The 18471-nt window shown below is 48.4% G+C and carries 21 protein-coding genes and 1 tRNA gene; 12 read left to right on the top strand and 10 right to left on the bottom strand.

Translation table 11 applies throughout. The annotated features are described in order from the left end of the window. Positions 1–46: 46 nt before the first annotated feature. The 8 genes from ligA to AWQ23_RS13230 all read left to right on the top strand — a co-directional run bounded on the left by ligA (position 47) and on the right by AWQ23_RS13230 (position 6723). Entirely contained in the window at positions 47–2068 is a 2022-nt protein-coding gene (gene ligA / locus AWQ23_RS13195) for an NAD-dependent DNA ligase LigA (RefSeq protein WP_062436105.1), read from the top strand. Positions 2069–2084: 16 nt separating this feature from the next. Continuing rightward, complete coding sequence (locus tag AWQ23_RS13200; RefSeq protein WP_062436106.1) at positions 2085–2423, top strand: DUF6883 domain-containing protein; 339 nt, start codon at positions 2085–2087, stop codon at positions 2421–2423. Between the two features lie 5 nt (positions 2424–2428). Then, positions 2429–2725, top strand: coding sequence for a DUF4926 domain-containing protein (locus AWQ23_RS13205; protein WP_062436108.1), 297 nt, complete (start codon positions 2429–2431; stop codon positions 2723–2725). Between the two features lie 239 nt (positions 2726–2964). Continuing rightward, the gene (locus tag AWQ23_RS13210; RefSeq protein ID WP_012308243.1) at positions 2965–3150 is read left to right on the top strand and encodes a PCP reductase family protein; all 186 of its coding nucleotides are present in this window, start codon (positions 2965–2967) and stop codon (positions 3148–3150) included. 101 nt (positions 3151–3251) lie between these two features. Next, complete coding sequence (locus AWQ23_RS13215) at positions 3252–3968, top strand: OB-fold-containig protein (protein WP_062436110.1); 717 nt, start codon at positions 3252–3254, stop codon at positions 3966–3968. A 64-nt stretch (positions 3969–4032) separates the two neighbouring features. Further along, positions 4033–4251 carry a hypothetical protein gene (locus tag AWQ23_RS13220; RefSeq protein ID WP_030007410.1) on the top strand — a complete coding sequence of 73 codons (219 nt, stop codon included), beginning with the start codon at positions 4033–4035 and terminating at the stop codon, positions 4249–4251. Between the two features lie 246 nt (positions 4252–4497). Continuing rightward, positions 4498–5793: an adenylosuccinate lyase gene (purB, locus tag AWQ23_RS13225; protein WP_012308248.1), complete on the top strand. Its 1296-nt coding sequence runs from the start codon at positions 4498–4500 to the stop codon at positions 5791–5793. A 231-nt stretch (positions 5794–6024) separates the two neighbouring features. Then, positions 6025–6723 (top strand): EAL domain-containing protein, encoded by a 699-nt coding sequence (locus AWQ23_RS13230; RefSeq protein WP_200807232.1) that lies wholly within the window; start codon positions 6025–6027, stop codon positions 6721–6723. Here AWQ23_RS13230 and AWQ23_RS16455 read toward each other — a convergent pair. Next, positions 6720–6848 (bottom strand): hypothetical protein, encoded by a 129-nt coding sequence (locus AWQ23_RS16455; RefSeq protein ID WP_255355992.1) that lies wholly within the window; start codon positions 6846–6848, stop codon positions 6720–6722. The two genes, AWQ23_RS13230 and AWQ23_RS16455, sit on opposite strands and share 4 nt — an antisense overlap. Before the next feature lie 54 nt (positions 6849–6902). Here AWQ23_RS16455 and AWQ23_RS13235 point away from each other — a divergent pair, with 54 nt between their 5' ends. Continuing rightward, on the top strand, positions 6903–8048 hold the full coding sequence (locus AWQ23_RS13235) for a GTP-binding protein (protein ID WP_012308250.1): 1146 nt from the start codon (positions 6903–6905) through the stop codon (positions 8046–8048). A gap of 175 nt (positions 8049–8223) precedes the next feature. Next, positions 8224–8757, top strand: coding sequence for a hypothetical protein (locus tag AWQ23_RS13240; protein WP_157072234.1), 534 nt, complete (start codon positions 8224–8226; stop codon positions 8755–8757). A 79-nt stretch (positions 8758–8836) separates the two neighbouring features. Here AWQ23_RS13240 and AWQ23_RS13245 read toward each other — a convergent pair whose 3' ends face one another. The 6 genes from AWQ23_RS13245 to AWQ23_RS13265 all read right to left on the bottom strand — a co-directional run bounded on the left by AWQ23_RS13245 (position 8837) and on the right by AWQ23_RS13265 (position 13956). Beyond that, on the bottom strand, positions 8837–10417 hold the full coding sequence (locus tag AWQ23_RS13245) for an iron uptake porin (protein WP_062436115.1): 1581 nt from the start codon (positions 10415–10417) through the stop codon (positions 8837–8839). Between the two features lie 233 nt (positions 10418–10650). Further along, entirely contained in the window at positions 10651–10815 is a 165-nt protein-coding gene (locus AWQ23_RS16060) for a hypothetical protein (protein WP_012308252.1), read from the bottom strand. Between the two features lie 113 nt (positions 10816–10928). Then, complete coding sequence (locus AWQ23_RS13250) at positions 10929–11588, bottom strand: Fe2+-dependent dioxygenase (RefSeq protein WP_062436117.1); 660 nt, start codon at positions 11586–11588, stop codon at positions 10929–10931. Positions 11589–11663: 75 nt separating this feature from the next. After that, the gene (locus AWQ23_RS13255) at positions 11664–12488 is read right to left on the bottom strand and encodes a hypothetical protein (protein ID WP_062436119.1); all 825 of its coding nucleotides are present in this window, start codon (positions 12486–12488) and stop codon (positions 11664–11666) included. Positions 12489–12540: 52 nt separating this feature from the next. After that, positions 12541–13575 (bottom strand): multicopper oxidase domain-containing protein, encoded by a 1035-nt coding sequence (locus tag AWQ23_RS13260; protein ID WP_062436121.1) that lies wholly within the window; start codon positions 13573–13575, stop codon positions 12541–12543. 177 nt (positions 13576–13752) lie between these two features. After that, entirely contained in the window at positions 13753–13956 is a 204-nt protein-coding gene (locus AWQ23_RS13265; RefSeq protein WP_012308257.1) for a (2Fe-2S)-binding protein, read from the bottom strand. A gap of 225 nt (positions 13957–14181) precedes the next feature. Between AWQ23_RS13265 and bfr (AWQ23_RS13270) the strand changes: the two genes are divergently transcribed. Further along, positions 14182–14646, top strand: coding sequence for a bacterioferritin (bfr, locus tag AWQ23_RS13270; protein ID WP_030007402.1), 465 nt, complete (start codon positions 14182–14184; stop codon positions 14644–14646). Positions 14647–14713: 67 nt separating this feature from the next. Beyond that, entirely contained in the window at positions 14714–15181 is a 468-nt protein-coding gene (gene bfr / locus AWQ23_RS13275) for a bacterioferritin (RefSeq protein WP_012308259.1), read from the top strand. Positions 15182–15267: 86 nt separating this feature from the next. Here bfr (AWQ23_RS13275) and AWQ23_RS13280 read toward each other — a convergent pair whose 3' ends face one another. From AWQ23_RS13280 to AWQ23_RS13290, 3 genes are all read right to left on the bottom strand, one after another. Continuing rightward, on the bottom strand, positions 15268–16269 hold the full coding sequence (locus AWQ23_RS13280) for a phosphoribulokinase (protein WP_012308260.1): 1002 nt from the start codon (positions 16267–16269) through the stop codon (positions 15268–15270). Between the two features lie 380 nt (positions 16270–16649). Next, positions 16650–16721 (bottom strand) — tRNA-Val (locus AWQ23_RS13285). 85 nt (positions 16722–16806) lie between these two features. Further along, positions 16807–18351 carry a DASH family cryptochrome gene (locus AWQ23_RS13290; protein WP_062436123.1) on the bottom strand — a complete coding sequence of 515 codons (1545 nt, stop codon included), beginning with the start codon at positions 18349–18351 and terminating at the stop codon, positions 16807–16809. Positions 18352–18471 lie beyond the last annotated feature (120 nt).

Raw genomic sequence — 18471 nt, forward strand, 5'->3', positions numbered from 1 at the left:
GGGCGATCGCCTATAATGGCGGCTTGAAAATCTTTCCCCCGAACCCATGTCCGACGCCCCCCAAACCCGCCTGGCCCAACTGCGATCGCAACTGCAAAAAGCGGCGTATGCTTACTATGTCCTTGATGCACCGTTCATGGAGGATGCTGTCTATGACCAGCTCTATCGGGAACTGGTGGCCCTGGAAACGGAATATCCCGAACTCATTACCCCCGACAGTCCTAGCCAACGGATTGGCGACCAGCCCGCCACCCAATTCACCAGCGTCAAACATAATATCCCCCTCTACAGTCTGGAAAATGCCTTTGACTTTGGGGAACTGACCCAGTGGGAACAACGGTGGCAGCGGGCGTTGGCCGGAGAAATCCCCAGCCACTCCGGTTATGTGTGCGAACTTAAAATCGATGGCTCGGCGATCGCCTTAACCTACGAAAACGGCATTTTAGTGCGCGGAGCCACCAGGGGCGACGGTGTGACAGGGGAAGAAATCACCCAAAATCTGCGTACCATTCGTACCATTCCCTTGCGTTTAAACCTCGACAATCCGCCCCCTTTAGTGGAGGTGCGGGGGGAAGCCTTTTTACCCTTAGAGACCTTTGAAAAGATTAACCAAGAGCGGGAAAAAACGGGCGAAAATCTATTTGCTAATCCGCGAAATGCCGCCGCTGGTACTCTACGACAACTTGATTCCCGGATTGTTGCGGCCCGGAAGTTAGACTTTTTTGCCTACACCCTCCACCTCCCAGAATCGCACAAATCCCCTCAGTTAAACAGCCAATGGGAAGCCCTCGAATTTCTGAAAAAAATGGGATTTCGGGTGAATCCAAACCGTGAGCTTTGTCCTAATTTAACTGCCGTAAAAAATTATTTTGAAAAATGGGATGAAGGCCGCAAAAAACTCCCTTACCTGACCGATGGGGTTGTCGTTAAACTCAATGACTTTTCCCTCCAGGCTGAGTTGGGCTTCACCCAAAAATTTCCCCGCTGGGCGATCGCCTTGAAATATGCCGCCGAGGAAGCCCCCACCACCGTCAAAGATATTATCGTCAACGTGGGCAGAACGGGGGCTGTCACTCCCATGGCCGTCATGGAACCGGTGCAATTAGCCGGAACGACGGTACAACGGGCCACCCTCCACAACGAAGACCGCATTAAAGAATTAGATCTTAGAATCGGTGATACGGTCGTCATTCGCAAAGCAGGGGAAATTATCCCGGAAGTTTTGCGAGTTTTAGTTGATTTACGCCCAGAAGCAACTATTCCTTACGAATTTCCAAGCCATTGTCCCGAATGCAACTCAGCCTTAGTACGTCCCCCTGGGGAAGCCATCGCCCGCTGTGTGAATAGTTCTTGTCCGGCGATTTTGCGGGGTTCCCTCGTCCATTGGGCTGGCCGCGACGCCCTTGATATCCAGGGTTTAGGCGAAAAAAATGTGATTCTCTTGATCGAGCATGGTCTGGTGCAATCCATCGCCGACATTTATGACCTAACCAGCGAACAGTTGCAGTCTCTCCCCCGTATGGGGCAAAAGTCAGCGGCAAATTTGATCCAGGCGATCGCCCACTCAAAAGATCAAGACTATGCCCGTGTTTTGTATGGTCTGGGGATTCGCTTTGTGGGGAAAGTCAATGCGGAAATTTTGGCGCAAAACTTCCCAACTTTAGAACAACTCCAAAAAGCCAGCTTCGCCCAATTACAGGGGGTTTATGGTATTGGCGAAGAAATTGCCCAGTCCGTCATCGATTGGTTTCGGGTAGATGCGAATCAACAATTGATCGAAAAGCTGCAACAAGCGGGCTTGACCTTTACCCAAACCCAGACGACCCAAACCCAAGTCAACCATCAGATTTCCGGTAAAACCTTTGTGATCACAGGGACATTACCGACCCTCAAGCGCACCGAAGCTGCCGAAAAAATCAAAGCTGCCGGCGGCAAAGTTACAGGTTCTGTGAGCAAAAATACTGACTATCTTGTGGCAGGCGAAAATGCCGGATCTAAGCTAGACAAAGCCCGGCAATTGGGGATTCAAGAACTGAATGAAAACCAGCTTTTAGAGTTGTTGGTATAGAAAAAATCTTTTTAATATGACACAATCTCAACCGCCAATTGCTACACAGTTTTTAATTTCTCAAGCTAAGTTGACACAATATCTACTCATCCTTCTTCCCAAAAATGATAAATCAAAGTTCCTGTCCCAAGCTGGATATACTCTTGACAATTGGCAGGACTTGCATGATCACTTGAAAACACTAGCGATGAAAGGAAAATCTGAGTTTTTACAGCAGACACCGTATGGCAAAAAATATAAAATCAAAGGAGAGCTGCAAGGGGTGGGTCACAAAACTCTTAAGGTTGTTACAATTTGGATGGTTACCGATGAAATTGCTAAATTTGTCACTTTGATCCCAGATAAAGGAGAATAATAATTATGCACAAACATTATCCTCTTTTTAGTCAAGTTGCTCTATCCCAAGACTTCCCTGAATACAACCTGCGTCGGGGCGACACTGCAACGGTGGTTGAATATTATCAAATGACAGATCAAGAAGACGGCTATAGCTTAGAAGGATTTAACATTCCAGAAATTACGTTAGAAGTGGCACATTCACAAATTATGTCAATTGATCAATGGCAGAAAGAACAAGAGATTTTCCAAAAGATTCACAAACTTTCTCCCGAAAAATTACAGGAATTAGATCAATATATCAATCAACTAATTGCCTAGATTTAACTACTTAAAAATATAAATTTTAGATGGTGACCGTTTGTTCGAATCTTTAATCTGTCAGTGCTAATCACTGCTCCAGTATTGTGCTGGAAGACTTATGACGGGTGACTTGAGATTTATCGTGGAGACAAAAACATTTGCACTAAAAAAATATCAAGAAATTTAACGAAACTGCGCTTTTAACCCCCGGAAATCCTTGCTATGATTCAGAAAACTCCCCCTAAGGTACTGAAACGATGACTTATCCTAATTTTCCTGACGAAATCCCCTGGACGGAAGAAGCGAAAACCAAATACAAAAATATTCCTTTCTATGCCCGTTCCCAGGCGCGACAAACCATCGAAGAACTTGCCCGTGAAGAAGAAGTCGAAGAAATTACGGCGGAACTGGTGATGCGCGCGCAACAAAAATTTGGGAAATAAGTCTAGAGCTAGATTATGGTGGTGGCGATCGCAAAAAAAATTCCTAGATTTGGGGGGCGACCCGTGCGAATTTTTTACTCTGTCCCGGATACGGTGCGTCCATGATTTTTGATGCGTCAAACTTAGGCTACTGGGTGCTCCTGGGGAGTGGCATCCTGTTGTATTTGTTTGTCATTTTCTCTGGAGGTGGGGACGATGACCTCGATATGGAAGCCGATTTTGATGCGGACATCGACGCCGATATGGACTTAGATGCCGACGTTGATGGTGATCTCGATGGAGATACCGAGGTTGAGGGCGAAGGATTTGGTCTCTGGTCGGTGTTGTCTTGGTTTGGCTTTGGGCAAGCGCCGTTGATGTTGCTTTTGGCCACAGATCTCAGTCTGTGGGGTCTGTTGGGATGGATGTTCAACGTGGGCCTAAGGACACCGACGGGATTTTTGGGGATTGTGGTCTTTTTTGGGAGTGGGGCGATCGCCTTCTGGATCGGGAAACTGTTGGCTTACCCGCTGGGGAAAGTGTTTGCCGCCTTTGGGGAAGATGTCAGTAGCGATCGCCTGATTGGGTGCCTGGGGGTGGTCTCTTCTAAAACTCTCCCCCACTATGTCGCTGGCAAAATTGGCCAAGCAGATGTGTACGATTCGGCTCGGAACCTGATGACTGTCCCGGTGAGTTTACCCCACTGGGCCGAGGTGATTCCCCGACGGGGCGACAAAATTTTGATCGTTGATCGCACCGAACATAGTTATCTGGCGATCGCCAAAGATAGTTCCGACGAAGACCGCTGGCTTGCTGAGGTGAAACAGCTTCCTCAATAATCTTTTCCCCTTTTGCCCTAGGATAATGCCAGGCCAAATCGCACCTTGTGGAGAGTGAGCACCGATGCCGATCGAAATTATTGTGATCGTCGCCGCTTTAATTATTTCTTGGTTAGTTTTTACCGCGTTTATCAAAATCGTGAAAACCAGCGTGCAAACCGCTGTGACCATTGCGGCCATTGTGCTGGTGTTGCAACTGGTCTTCGGGATTCAGTCGGGGCAGGTGATTACACAGATTATTGAACTCCCCCGCATCATCTGGGACTTTTTCAATAACCGCTAAGGCATAAACATTAAAGATCTTTGGCTAACGGTACTATCAATTAAATCCGCCCTTTATGGCAGGCTGGAAACTGTAAATATCTTGAGCTTGATGGCGCTTTATGGTCTAAACCGAACTTTAGGGCAATGCTGACGAGAGACTTCTGTCCCAAAGGCGATCGCCTCCCCCGTAAACCCCCGTAAAAACATTGCCAAAATTTGAACAACCCCTTGTAAAATAGCTAGGTTGTATTCTGCGGCACATCTCGTGATTGAACGTTATACCCTCCCCGAAATGGGGAATCTCTGGACAAATGAAGCAAAACTCAAGGCCTGGCTGAAAGTCGAAGTTGCCGTCTGTGAAGCGCAAGCAGAGTTAGGGTATATCCCCACAGAAGCCGTAGAAGAAATCAAAGCCAAAGCCCAGTTCGACGAAGCGCGGGTTTTAGAAATTGAGAAAGAAGTGCGCCACGATGTAATCGCCTTTCTCACCAACGTCAATGAATATGTCGGCGATGCGGGACGCTATATTCACCTCGGCATGACCAGTTCCGATGTTCTGGATACGGCCCTTGCTCTACAGATGGTGGATAGCCTCGATCTGATCCTGACCTGTGTCGAAGAACTGATTCAAGCGATTCGCTACCAAGCCCAACAACACCGCTACACCGTCATGGTAGGTCGTTCCCACGGCATCCACGCCGAACCGATGACCTTTGGGTTTAAGCTGGCGGGTTGGCTAGCGGAAATGCTCCGGAACCGCGATCGCCTTGTCGCTGTGCGCAAAGAAATTGCCGTGGGACAAATCTCTGGCGCCGTGGGAACCTATGCGAACATTGAACCCCGCGTTGAAGCTTTAGCTTGTCAAAAACTCGGCCTGGATCCCGATACTGCTTCGACCCAGGTGATTTCCCGCGATCGCCACGCCAACTACATGAACCAACTGGCCGTGTTAGCCGCCAGCATCGAACGCTTTGCCGTAGAGATCCGCAACCTCCAACGCACCGATGTATTAGAAGTCGAAGAATATTTCTCCAAGGGTCAAAAAGGCTCTTCGGCAATGCCCCACAAACGCAACCCGATCCGTTCTGAACGTTTAACCGGGATGGCACGCTTGGTGCGGGGGAATGCCATGGCCGCCCTCGAAAACGTTGCCCTCTGGCATGAGCGGGACATTTCCCACAGTTCCGTCGAGCGGGTCGCCGTGCCCGATAGCTGCATCCTCGTGCATTTTATGCTGCGGGAAACCATTAGCCTCGTGAAGAATCTTTTGGTGTATCCAGAGAACATGAAACGTAACATGAACGTCTATGGCGGCGTGATTTTCAGTCAGCGGGTACTGCTGGCCCTCGTCGAGAAAGGCTTGACCCGTGAGGATGCCTACCGCCTTGTGCAAGGTTGCGCCCACACCGCTTGGAACACTGAAGGCGGGAACTTTCGCGCCAACGTCGAGCAAGATGCGGAAATCACCCAACACCTCTCTGGTGAGGAGATTGCAGCCTGCTTTGACCCACAATTCCAACTGCGTCACCTCGATCAGGTCTACCAACGCCTCGGTATCTAAACCTTTCGTTTAACCGACGTCAATTTGGCGATCGCCTTTTTTGAACTAAGATCCAAGAGAGGCGATTTTTTATGGATAAATATTGATCTTCATGGAAACAAACCCTAACCGCTGAATATGTTGATGTTCAATATTGATCATCGCCAAGATAGTTAAGAGACCCTACAAATTAGGTGCACCATGGAATGTAAAGAATGCACGAATCGAAATAAACTCGATTTCGAATTCACAATGGCCTTTCAACCCATTGTCAACCTAGAAACCCAAACAATTTTTGCCCATGAAGCCCTGGTGCGGGGTTTAAATAATGAGTCAGCCCAAGCAATTTTTCAACACATTAACGACAGTAACCGCTACTTATTTGACCAGTCCTGTCGCACCACAGCGATTCGTCTTGCCGCAGAACTGCATATTCCCTGTTTTTTGAGTATTAATTTCTTACCCAATGCCGTTTATGAACCAGAACGCTGCATTCGCACAACCCTAGAAGCGGCGGAAACCTATGGATTTCCCATTGAGCAAATTATTTTTGAGATTACCGAAAGTGAACAAATCACAGATTTAGTCCACCTCCGAAAAATCGTTGAATATTATCGAGCCCGTGGTTTTAAAACAGCCATTGATGATTTTGGGGCAGGCTATGCTGGGTTAAATCTTCTATCAGAAATTCAGACTGATTTGATCAAACTCGACATGGCCTTAATTCGCGGCATTGATCAAGATAAAGTGCGGCAAGCCATCGTCAAAGGTGTACTACAAGTTGCCGGGGAACTCTCTAGTCTGGTTATTGCCGAAGGCATTGAAACCCAAGCAGAACTAACCACCCTCCAAGGGCTAGGCATTAACCTTTTCCAAGGCTTTTATTTTGCTAAACCCACATTTCAATCCCTGGCCCAAATTCCGTCAGACAGGTTTGTCAATGTCGCTTAATTTTGGCGATCGCCATGGTCAATATCGCCCTTCTCCTCTGACGCATTTTTTCCAAGTTGACCGTGGCCTTCACCTCTACGCATTCCTAACTTTTCCCGAAGCATCGCCCCGACTCTAGACGCCAAAAATACTGTGTAAGATAAGAAGAAGTTGTTTTCTAATCGAAAGTGAAAAATATTATGCCCACAGTCAGTAGCCAAGCCCCAGGTGCCGATACCTTAGATGCCAGTAAAAGTGGTCTTCCCGTAACGATTATCACCGGATTTCTCGGCAGCGGCAAAACGACACTACTAAACCACATCCTCAGTAACCAAGAGGGACTAAAAACCGCTGTCCTCGTGAACGAATTTGGGGAAATCGGCATTGATAATGAGCTAATTGTCACCACCGAAGACAACATGGTGGAACTCAGCAACGGCTGTGTCTGCTGCACCATCAACGAAGATCTGGTGAATGCGGTGCATAAAATTCTTGATCGGGGTGACAAAATTGATTATCTCGTCGTTGAAACAACGGGGCTGGCAGATCCATTACCTGTAGCCTTGACCTTCCTGGGGACAGAGTTACGAGACCTAACCCGCCTAGATTCCATTGTGACCATGGTGGATTGTGCCAACTTTAGTTTGGATTTATTTAATAGTGAAGCGGCCTACAGCCAAATCGCCTACGGTGACATCATCGTGTTGAATAAAACGGATTTGGTTGAGGAGTCAGACGTTGACGCCCTAGAAGTCAGAATCCGCGACATTAAAGAAGGGGCTAGACTCCTGCGCACCCAAAAGTCTGAAGTGCCATTGCCGTTGCTACTCAGTGTGGGCCTGTTTGAATCAGATAAGTATTTTGATGCGGCAGATACCCATGTGCATCACCACCACAGCCACGATCACCACGACCATGACCATGGACATAACCATGACCACCACGATCATGACCATGTTTGCACCCCAGAGTGCGACCATGACCACGACCACGAACACCATCATCACCACTCAAACCATTTAGAAAACGATGGGTTTACGTCTATTTCCTTCCAAAGTGACAAACCCTTTGCGATTCGCAAGTTTCAATATTTCCTAGATAATCAGTTACCCGTGAATGTGTTCCGGGCGAAGGGAATCCTGTGGTTTGATGAAAGCCCGCTACGCCATGTATTTCACCTCAGTGGAAAGCGGTTTACGATTGATGATTCGGAATGGAAACCTGGGGAAACGAAAAAAAATCAGTTGGTGCTGATCGGCCAAGATTTAGATGAGGCAACGTTGCGACAACAGATAGAAAACTGTTTCTGCATGCCCTCCAAAAATCGTGGTCAGGGTTTTTCGTAATATCATTCCATTTGCCAACGGCATTAACCGCTGAACGGCCAATCTACACAACGCCTGGGGTAAGGAAAGTCAATTTCTTTACCTCTTTTTCGTCTCGGCAAGATGATCGAGATTTACCGCTAAGATGGAAGGACTTTGGTTTTTTTAGCGCGCTGTTTTTTGGGTTCAATTTTTTATGCGATCGCCCGCTCCTTCCCGGACTGTGACTTTCCCCTTTTGGCTGACCCTCTGCTTACTCTTAAGTTTAGGTACCGTAGGGGTTTTAGGGACAGTGCCAGCCTTCGGTCAGGGGCGCAAACAAAACGCCGAACAAAAATTACTCCAGCGTAAAGATGCGGATCGTCATTTTGAACTTGCTCGCCAGGCCCACAGCGAAGGCAACCTAGAAACAGCACTGCTTCACTGGCACCGGGCCGAGGCGATTTATCGACAGTTTCGCACTTGGGATCAGCTGAATTTAACCCTCACAGCCTTAGCTGATACCTATCTCACCCAAGCTAATCTCCAGGCAGCAGAAACCGTCCTGCGCCAACAACTCCATCTGGCCCGCGATCGCCAGGACGTACAAACCCAAGTTGCGGTACTCAATCAACTCGGCCATCTCCTTGAAAGCCAGGCCCAACCCCAGGTTGCGGCGGCTATTTTTGCCGATGCCCAGGCGATCGCTGCTGGATCGACCACAGGCAAAATTGGGCTCACCATAGATTAATTTCAGACAAAAAAAGCGGCTAGCCATAGATTCTAGCCACTACATCAAGGGTGAGGAAAAGTTTCAGAACTAACCTTCGCTAAAAAGTGAATGTAGTACGAATAGCACCGACGACAATAGTTTCATTCGCGTCATTTTGATTGGGGTTCCAGATGACATAGGCACCGGGAGTAATCATGATGTTGTCGTTCAGATTGTAGCGGTACTGCAATTCAGCGAGGTAAGTCGTATCATCGCAGGTACTACCGGCACATTCATCTATACCGTTCAGGTCTGCACTGGTAAGCTTCGGCGGTTGACCAAAGACGAATCCGAGAACGTTGCCATCGCCACCGACATCAAGCAGAGCAGCATTGACAGCCCAGTTCCAGATTTCTGCACTACCTTCATTGTTGGGATCTTCGATTTGGGCATCGGTGTAGCCCACCCAACCGGCAATGTTGAATTTTTCACTAACCATCCAGCTTGCTTCAATGCCGAAGTTGTTAGAGGAGACAGCATACGCATTGCCCCAGGGTTCCCTTGCCCAGTCGCTACCAGTGCTACCAGATAGGTCAGCGTCACCACTACTTTGATACTTATTGGTATAAGAAAACGCAAGGTCAAAGCGCTCGGAAGGAGAGAAGGCCAGTTGGGCACCAGCGACATAGTTGCCATTAAACAATCCTTCTTTTTCGGTAGAGCTACTAGCAATGCCATCATCAGCCAAATACCCCAAACCAAGACTAAAAGAGTCGCTTAGATCGTAGTTAATCGCAATACCAGCCCCATCAGGGCCACTCTTGGTGGCGGGGTTAAGACGGGCAAAACCGGAGAGAGCACCGTCGGCCTCGCCTTCAAAATAAGGATTAAATACTGGTAAAGCATCATCAATACCGAGACCTAATGGCCCGACAATTGCTGTTGCTCTACTACCGACGGGGAACTCATAGATGACGGTGTCAATAACAACATTATTGTCATTCGCTTCCTCAAACCCCAAGGCAGCAGTATCAACACCAGTAGCACCAGCCAATTCAGGAATATTTCCAGCGGCTAAGTTGATTTCTAGGTTGTCATCACCAGTGAAACTAGTGCTAAGAGTTAGATTAACGCGGTTACTGAAGGTGAGCTGGTCATCAATGCGATCGCCAGAGTCATCGGCTTTCTCGTCACCAAAAGCACCAGCCAGGGCAAAGATAACTTCCCCGTCAAGCTTGGTGGTGGTAGAGAACTGATGATCTTCGAGGAACTCCACTCGCCCTTCGAGATCCTCAACGCGGGCACCGAGGGTCGCCAATTCTGCTTCAAATTCATTAACCAAACGACGAAGCGCAGCGAGGTCTTCTGCGGTCACTTCAGAAGTACCACCTTGAATCATCCGCTCGATCTGCTGTAAACAAGCATTTAAACCAGCCGCGAATTCATAACGGCTGAGGGGGCGATCGCCGCGATAGGTGCCATCGGGATAACCGACGATGCAATTGTAGTTTTCAACGAGATTACGTAGGGCATCAAAGGCCCAGTCACTGGGGGCCACATCCCGCAGTTGAAAAACGCTATTCACTTGGCCGAGGGCACGGTCTTGATTCGTTATCGGAGAGGCGATCGCCGCTGTACCGAGACTGCTGCCCACCAAGGCACTGGCGCTGAAGATAACAAAACCTTTGGCTAGGGACATTTTTAAATTCTCCACACACGCAAAATTTCTAGAGACAGGAATGATAATCGTTTTTATAAAAGTCTGCAAGGGCGATCACCTTTTGTATAGTCCCGTTGGCAGGAATGCTAGCGTGGTGATTCCGCATCAACTGGCGAAAAACCGAGGCAAGCCGCAAACATAAAATAAAAGAAATCAATCATTTTTTTATACCGAGAAAATAAAGTGGTTTTAACGAAATATCTGGTCTAACCTCAGGACTCCGCTAAAGCATGGTCTAAACTGAGGGTCGCTAAATAATATTGGGCAAGATCAGGAGCCGTGTGGGGTTGTCTACCTTGGGATTGCTCTGGGGCATGGCTATCTTGGCGGAGCTGCTGGGTAATGTCGGTTGTACCGCAGGAGTGGACAATTTTCATGGGACATTTTAATGAAAATAATTCTTATTTAAACTAGATAAAGTGTATCGATACTTAGAAAGTTCGTCAATAGTATTGATACTTATTTTCAATAAAATCTTGGGTGAGTTTGTTTACTCACTCCAGAGCCGTAGGAGATTCGCCACGCTTTTCGACAGGAGATCAAATTCTGTGGTTTTACCGCTCTGGGCAAACAGGCTACGGCGACTGACATCGAGATCAAACACAATTTCTCGTTTTTGGGCATCGCGGATCCAACTTTGTACCCAACCCACCGCCACCAAGCGCGTTCCTTTTGTCACTACATTCACCCGATGCAACGAGGTAGAAGGATAGGCGATCGCCGTTCCAGCAGGCAGTTTATAGCTTTGTTCAGAATCTGCCCCTTCAATGACAAGTTCGCCCCCTTCATAGTCACTAGGTTCATTGAGAAACAGGGTAAATGAAACGTCCGAGCGCATCCCATTCATCAGGGCATTGTCAGTGTGGCGACCATAGGCCATGCCGGGGCCGTAACGGCTAAACAGCAGGGTGTGGACAGTTTTGGGACGGATCGCCGTTTGAAAGAGAGCATTGTTCTGGAGGGCTTGGCGCACTTGCTCTTCTAGAGCTTGGGCCGTGGGGGTTGCCTTGGCCAATTGTTGATTTTCTTTGACCAGTTTGGCATACCAACCTGCCGTAAGTTTGCCATCGACAAATTCGGCTTCGGTCAAGGTTGTGGTTATTTTTTCGAGGGCCTCTGGTGTCAACACCTGGGGAATTTTAAAGAACATTTGCCTTACCAAAAAATCTTAAAAAAGCCCCAGAAAAACCGGGGCCACTGTAATGATATTCACAGAAGCTGGGGATTAGCTGTTGCTGGCGGCTTCAATCTCAACAATGCGACTCAAGACTTCCTGGGGCGTTTTCACGGGGGTTTGGGGCGGTTCCACCGTAGGCCAAGCAGTTTTGAGATCGGCTAAGGCTGTGGCGATCGCCTCTCTGGTCTCCGGGCTAAGTTGATCCGCAACTTGTACATAAAGCATCTCGCTATGGAAAACAAAACCACGGGAATCTTGGTATTCCACCGCTTCGACGATCTGATTATTGGCGATCGCCGCCGCGTATTCTTCCCCGGCCACCTGGAGGAGATTATTCATGACCCCAAGGACAAATTCAGGGGACTGCAATTCTGCTTCGCTCAGAGCCGCAAGGGCTGTATCAATGGTCTCAATGGAAGCGTCGAGTTGGGTTTGTAATTCGGGGGATTCCGGTGCTGTCTTAATCAAATCATGGGCACTATTGAGGACATCTTTAAAATCGGCCACGCCGCGATCGCCCAATTGACCCTCAATGGCACCATACAACTCTTCCACAGGGTGGCCAATATGCGGTTCTGCCTGTTCATATTCCCCAGCCGCAATCAGTTCCTCTGCCACCATCAAATGACCCAACATTAACGAGAGGGTCGTGGCATAGTCTTCATCGGGATTGCTGGAACTCGCACCTTCGCCCCCTTCACCACCTTCTCCGCCTTCGCCCCCGTGGTCAGCACTATTCTGTTCTACAGTTTCTGTCGTGGCAGCATTTTCTCCCCCTTCCCCACCATTGTCTGGGACGGAGGTGCCACAGGCTCCAAGGCTAACAGCTAAACCCAAGGTTAGGAACAATTCAACGGGCTTTACAGGCTTCATACTAATTAAGAATAATTTTCAAATTAAATATTGGAATACGCTAAAGGTTTTACTAATCTTTGTCAATAGAGATTTGGGCTCCGGCTGGGATCACTTCAAAAAAGCCCATGCAACCATGTTCAGCGATGTAATCTTGGTGGGGATGGAACATATATTTACCAAGGAAAGGGTAGGCAAACTCTAGGATGTGGCGTTCGGCGGTGCCCATGGTGACCACATCGCTTGCTTCGTGGGGCGTCATGGCCATGCCAGTGCGATAAAGCTGAAAAAAGTTGGCGTGGATATGAAAGGTAATCGCCGGATCAAACTCGATCATATTCAAGACATAAAGTCGCACCAGTTGATTTTGCATGATGGGGATGGGGCGATCGCGGAACACGTTGGGAATGCCGTTGAAAGCATACAATTCGTTTTTTTCATCATCATTAATGTCGTAGCCCCCTAGCACCAAAACCATTTCGTCAGCGGGCGGTCTTGGTTCGGGGGGATCAATAATAAAGAGTCCAAATAAGCCTTTACCGATGTGGCGCGTCACCGGGGCAATGTGGCAGTGGTAAAGGTGGACACCGTAGGGTGTTGCGTCAAATTCATAGATGGTAGTTTGACCATGGCGCACTGGTTTGACCCCATCCATCGTGTCGGGGTGAGTCCCATGAAAGTGGAGGGTGTGGGAGTGTCCATCGGCATTATGAAAAATAATCCGGACGCGATCGCCCGCCGTTGCCCGTAGGGTTGGCCCCGGCACCCGTTGATTAATATTCCAACTCACATATTCAAGGGCGGCATTGAGGTAAATAGTGCTGCTGTTGGCTTCTAGGTGAAATTCTCGCACCCGTTGCCCCTTTTCTTCGCTCACTTCCCCGTAGTCAAAATCTCGCAAAATTTGCATCGGGTCAAAGCCATTGCGGGTAATGCTGTCTTGGTCGAAGGTCACCGGAGGAATTTTGACTTCAGCTTGGGCAAGAGAGTTTTTTTTACGCCAGGCATAGGTGGCGATCGCCCCTGTTCCCAAACCGACTAATCCTGTCTGTAAAATTTGCCGCCGACTCCAGCGAGAGAAAACCCCACCACGCCTTAAATTATCCATAAACTAATTTCTACTGACCAATTCGCCGCCCGTTATCAGCGGTTGACTACCCTAACTTGAAACGTCATTAATCCTGAACTGGGCTTTTTTAATGATCCAATACCTTAATAAATCCAAAACCTTCTCTAAAACAAAAGGATCTAAACAGAAAGACTTGCAAATAAAATTTTGTCTATCTTAGGCAATGCTCGAAGTACAGGGTTGCTTCACACAGCCTTGCTCATGGTGATCCTGCAATAGCTGGGCGGCATATTCTAGGCAAGTGCCACAATCCATTCCGACGCCCATCACACTCGAAAGCTCTTTCATAGAGCAGCTTTGTTGTTCCGCAGCTTGGCGGATTTGCTTTTCGGTAATGCCACGGCAAAGGCAAACGTACATGGTGACCTCAAAGGGAAAATGCTTGATTTAACTGTCACCCCCTACTATGCCCTATTCTGAAAATTATTGCAATAGATTCTCATTCTTTCTCCTAAAGTTGATCAGAAAATAAAATTTTGTGAGTAAAGCCCCCCAATGTTGGGAACTGCCCTAAGCTAGACATACCGAAGTATTTATGACACCTTTTAGATTAAAGGTGGCCGATTTGGAGTGAAATAAGGCGAAATGCAAGGAAAATCCGGCATTAACACCCAACTTAATGCAGTCTTAAAATCCCAGTTGACTGCAATTAACCAGTTCTTTCTCCACGCGAGAATGGCCAAGAATTGGGGCTTGGGGACATTGAATGATCAAGAATATAAGTACTCCATCAAGGCCATGAAGCAGGCCGACAGTCTCATTGAACGGATTTTGTTCCTAGAGGCCTTGCCCAACCTCCAGAGCCTTGGCAAATTGATGATTGGTGAAGATGTGCCAGAAATGTTGGCCAATGAGCTAGCGACCGCCACAACGATCCGCAATGAGTTACTAGCGGCGATCCAATTGTGTGAGACAGAACAAGATTATGTCAGTCGTGATCTTTTGGGCGAAATTCTTGAAGAAACCGAAGAACAGATCGACTGGTTCGAGTCCCAGCAGTGGCTGATCGAAAATTCTGGCTTAGAAAACTATTTACAGTCGATGATGTAGATAGGGCAAGGGTATGGGCCACGCTATGGCCATGTTTTTATTCACTTAGAGTATTGAGACAATTCCGATGAAAGGTAATCAAAACGTTTTAGAACAACTCCACAAGCTGCTGCGCAATGAGCTAGCAGCCCGGGATCAGTATTTTACCCATTCCCGGATGTACCTAGACTGGGGCCTGACGAAGCTCTATGAACGCATTAACCACGAGATGCAGGACGAGACGGGCCACGCATCTCGATTGATTGAGCGGATTTTGTTCCTCGAAAGCACTCCTGATCTGTCCCAACAGGATGGGTTGAACATTGGTAAGACTGTGCCTGAGATGCTCCAAAACGACCTCGATTATGAGTACAAAGTCATTGGGGATCTTAAGGGGGCGATCGCCATTTGTGAGACAGAACAAGACTACCAAACCCGCGATATCCTCCGGCAAATGCTGGCTGACACCGAAGAAGACCACGCCCACTGGTTAGAGCAACAGTTGGGACTGATCGAGAAAATTGGCCTGCAAAATTATCTGCAATCCCAGATGTAAAGCGCCATATATCGTCATTGCCATAAAAAAAATGTAGGGGCTTGCCATGGCAGGCCCCTACAACTACTTATTGGTGTTGATTTTTCTTATACGCTTGCGGCGATCGCCCCTTTCCCAGTGGTGAGATATTCATAGGTTTGGCGCATCTTGAGGCCCACGAGCACTTGGAACAGACCTGTACCGTTATCGGAACCGGGGTAGTCCTTGTGCTTCAGAAGCAGCTCAGTCATTTCACCATAATACTTAGTGCCCGTTTTGCTGAGGTGGCTTTCGATGTAAATCATTTCTTCGAGATTATCGAATTTCCCGTCTACTTCCAGGACAGAAACCTCATTGCCGAAGTAGTTATCGGGGCCATAGTACATCTTGATGCCGGGATAGTTACAGGTGAGCTTCCGGCCACAGGGACGCCAGTTGATGGTAGAGCCTTCATCAAAGAGATAGGCTGGTTCGAAGCCCGCAACTCCTTCTTTTTGGACGAGGCGTACCCGGAGATATTTACCTTCTTTGTCATCGACAAGTTCAGTGGGGAGCACCTGGATCACCACATCGGCGAATTCCCGTTGGGGTTCGATATAGGCGCTGAAATCCGGTTTCCGGGCATTAATTGAAGCGAGAACATCCTCGTAGGTGTGGCCCCGTTCTGCCATGTCCCGTTGAATCTTCCACTGGATTTTGACTTCATCGCTGATGTCGAGGTACACGCCGAAATCGACTAATTCCCGCACCCGGGCATCGTAGAGGGGATGTAGACCTTCGATCACAACAACTTTGTTGGGTTCAATGCGTTCGGGCGGGTCAATTTCCCCGGTTTCGTGGTTGTAGATGGGCTTATCAATGGCTTTTCCGTTCTTTAGATCACGGATTTGCTCTGCCATGAGATCAAAATTGTTGGCCTTGGGATTGAGGGCAGTTACCCCAGCTTCTTTGCGGCCTTTGCGGTCAAGGCTATGGTAGTCATCAAGGCAGATTACCGTCATGAACTCTTCGCCGAACAGATCGGTAAGTCGGCGTAAAAAGGTAGATTTTCCGCAGCCGGAGTCCCCGGCAACACCAATAATAACTACACGGTCTGTCTGACTGGTCATAAATTTCCTCTGGATCTGCAAATTTTATGTTTTAAACTCATCCGTTATCTATGGCGGGAATTCGTGACGAATCGGTTTATTCGCGAGGCTCAGGCGTGTAAATAACCTTAGCTTTGCCACACTGTCACCCCGAAGGCGATCGCCCAGATAAACTCGGTACGAAAATAATTGCTTTTATTAATTTCGCCGCTTATTATACAACGGCACTAACATTTAACCATGGTGCTCCCCCAGAAGCGAACAAATATGGAGTTTGTTTGCCGTTCATGGGGAAACACAAATTTTCTTAAATCCCTGTTAAGGCCCCGTTTGCGCCTAATGGGTCACGGAAAAATAAAAAGCCACCCCAGAAGGTGACCTTGGCATATTCTTCTTAAGGATGGGCGTTACTGGATTTGAACCAGTGGCATCCTGCTTGTAAGGCAGGCGCTCTACCGCTGAGCTAAACGCCCTTAAACCTTAACAACTATAACAGGGGATTTTTAAAAACGCAAGGGGAGAGGCAAAAGTTTTTTTGAACGGCCCCGTTTAGGTTGACTAACGCCGCCAACGGGCCTTGGGAGTGTCTTGATTACGTTTGAAATTTTTACGGGGCTTTCGGGATTGGGACTTAGGGGCCAGACCCAGGGCTTTTTGGTAAATGCGTTCGTTTTCTTGGACAGAGGTTTGCAGATCAACCATCGGTTTCGGGTAGGTTTCCCCCAAAATAATTTGGCGATCGCCTAACGCTTGCACAGGTAAACGCCAGGGTTGATGGATCTGTTCACCGGGGAGGGCCGCCAACTCCGGAAGCCAGTGGCGCACATAGTCCCCCTGGGGATCGTAATCCTTGGCCTGTTTGGGAATGTTGAAGTAGCGAAAACCCCGCGCATCATTCCCCACGCCAGCGGTGTAGTTCCAATTGCCCCAGTTGCTGCACACATCGTAGTCAATGAGTTGCGACTCAAACCAAGCGGCTCCCCAGCGCCAGTCAATCCCCAGATTTTTCGTCAGAAAGCTACCAACATTTTGCCGGCCCCGGTTGGACATAAAGCCCGTATACAGGAGTTCGCGCATATTGGCATCGACGAAGGGAATCCCCGTTTGGCCCGTCCGCCACAGTTCAAAGGCTTCGTGGTCTTGTTTCCAAGGAATTTTTACCCCCTGTAAACCTTCGGGTTGGAAAATTTGGTTGCCGTGTTTGGCACAGATCCAGCGGAAATAATCCCGCCAGAGCAGCTCAAAAATCAGCCAGTAGGTGGAGTTGTTAGCGATCCGTTTTTGTTCGTATTCGGCGACTTGGGCGGCAATGTAACGGGCCGAGAGACAGCCCAGGGCGAGCCAGGGTGAGAATTTTGAGGAGTAATCGGCTCCTAACAAACCATTGCGGGTTTCTTTGTAAACCTTGAGGCGATCGCCTGCCCAAAAATAAGCCTGGAGTCGTTGCATACCAGCCGTTTCACCGCCTTTGAACGGGAGTACACCACGGGAATCAATGGTTGGTTCCGGCAAACCCAAATCCTGGAGGCTGGGAATCTCACCTGGAGCAACAGTTTCGGGGAGGGGGTGCAATTGGGTTGGTGTGGGTACTGGGGAGGCGATCGCCGCATACTTTTCCACATTCTTACGAAATTGCGTAAAAACCTCCGGCACTTCATTAATGCCAAAGGGCAAATCCCCTGGATCGTGGAGGGTCGTTCCCCAAAACGTTTCTACTCGAACACCCTGTTCTTGGAGAGCTTGGCGCAGTTTTCGTTCAACGCGGGTTTCCTCTGCCGTTACCTCCCTGTGCCAATACACAACACCAATCTGCCATTGCTGACATAAATCAGGGATTAACCTTTCCGGAATATTCTGGCGCACGATCAAATCGCTGCCCTTGGCGCGGAGATTTTGCCGGAGATCCTGGATGGCTTCCCGGAGAAACTGACCCCGAAAGGCACCTGTTTTTGGGAAATCTAGCCCAATTGAGCCAAACTCCCGGGGGTCAAAACAGTAGAAGGGAAAAATCTGGGCCTGTTGTGCTAGGGCTTCCTGGAGTGGCTGGTGGTCATGGAGCCGGAGATCACGGCGATACCACAGGAGAATATTGACAGAAGACATTGTGATCTAGCGAACGATAAAGTAGAGGCTCATAAGGTAACGTTAATTGCCATGGAGATTCAATTGATTCCGGGACGCATGATTTTTATGAGTTTTAAAAATTGTCCTCTCAACTCAAAA

Source organism: Picosynechococcus sp. PCC 73109, assembly GCF_001521855.1.
Classification (GTDB): domain Bacteria; phylum Cyanobacteriota; class Cyanobacteriia; order Cyanobacteriales; family MRBY01; genus MRBY01.

Excerpts from the sequence above, each read along its gene's own strand:
- ligA (WP_062436105.1), top strand. The coding sequence starts at position 47 with ATGTCCGACGCCCCCCAAACCCGCCTGGCCCAACTGCGATCGCAACTG.
- AWQ23_RS13200 (WP_062436106.1), top strand. The coding sequence starts at position 2,085 with ATGACACAATCTCAACCGCCAATTGCTACACAGTTTTTAATTTCTCAA.
- AWQ23_RS13205 (WP_062436108.1), top strand. The coding sequence starts at position 2,429 with ATGCACAAACATTATCCTCTTTTTAGTCAAGTTGCTCTATCCCAAGAC.
- AWQ23_RS13210 (WP_012308243.1), top strand. The coding sequence starts at position 2,965 with ATGACTTATCCTAATTTTCCTGACGAAATCCCCTGGACGGAAGAAGCG.
- AWQ23_RS13215 (WP_062436110.1), top strand. The coding sequence starts at position 3,252 with ATGATTTTTGATGCGTCAAACTTAGGCTACTGGGTGCTCCTGGGGAGT.
- AWQ23_RS13220 (WP_030007410.1), top strand. The coding sequence starts at position 4,033 with ATGCCGATCGAAATTATTGTGATCGTCGCCGCTTTAATTATTTCTTGG.
- AWQ23_RS13230 (WP_200807232.1), top strand. The coding sequence starts at position 6,025 with ATGGCCTTTCAACCCATTGTCAACCTAGAAACCCAAACAATTTTTGCC.
- AWQ23_RS13235 (WP_012308250.1), top strand. The coding sequence starts at position 6,903 with ATGCCCACAGTCAGTAGCCAAGCCCCAGGTGCCGATACCTTAGATGCC.
- AWQ23_RS13240 (WP_157072234.1), top strand. The coding sequence starts at position 8,224 with ATGCGATCGCCCGCTCCTTCCCGGACTGTGACTTTCCCCTTTTGGCTG.
- AWQ23_RS13245 (WP_062436115.1), bottom strand. The coding sequence starts at position 10,417 with ATGTCCCTAGCCAAAGGTTTTGTTATCTTCAGCGCCAGTGCCTTGGTG.
- AWQ23_RS16060 (WP_012308252.1), bottom strand. The coding sequence starts at position 10,815 with ATGAAAATTGTCCACTCCTGCGGTACAACCGACATTACCCAGCAGCTC.
- AWQ23_RS13250 (WP_062436117.1), bottom strand. The coding sequence starts at position 11,588 with ATGTTCTTTAAAATTCCCCAGGTGTTGACACCAGAGGCCCTCGAAAAA.
- AWQ23_RS13255 (WP_062436119.1), bottom strand. The coding sequence starts at position 12,488 with ATGAAGCCTGTAAAGCCCGTTGAATTGTTCCTAACCTTGGGTTTAGCT.
- AWQ23_RS13260 (WP_062436121.1), bottom strand. The coding sequence starts at position 13,575 with ATGGATAATTTAAGGCGTGGTGGGGTTTTCTCTCGCTGGAGTCGGCGG.
- AWQ23_RS13265 (WP_012308257.1), bottom strand. The coding sequence starts at position 13,956 with ATGTACGTTTGCCTTTGCCGTGGCATTACCGAAAAGCAAATCCGCCAA.
- bfr (WP_030007402.1), top strand. The coding sequence starts at position 14,182 with ATGCAAGGAAAATCCGGCATTAACACCCAACTTAATGCAGTCTTAAAA.
- bfr (WP_012308259.1), top strand. The coding sequence starts at position 14,714 with ATGAAAGGTAATCAAAACGTTTTAGAACAACTCCACAAGCTGCTGCGC.
- AWQ23_RS13280 (WP_012308260.1), bottom strand. The coding sequence starts at position 16,269 with ATGACCAGTCAGACAGACCGTGTAGTTATTATTGGTGTTGCCGGGGAC.
- AWQ23_RS13290 (WP_062436123.1), bottom strand. The coding sequence starts at position 18,351 with ATGTCTTCTGTCAATATTCTCCTGTGGTATCGCCGTGATCTCCGGCTC.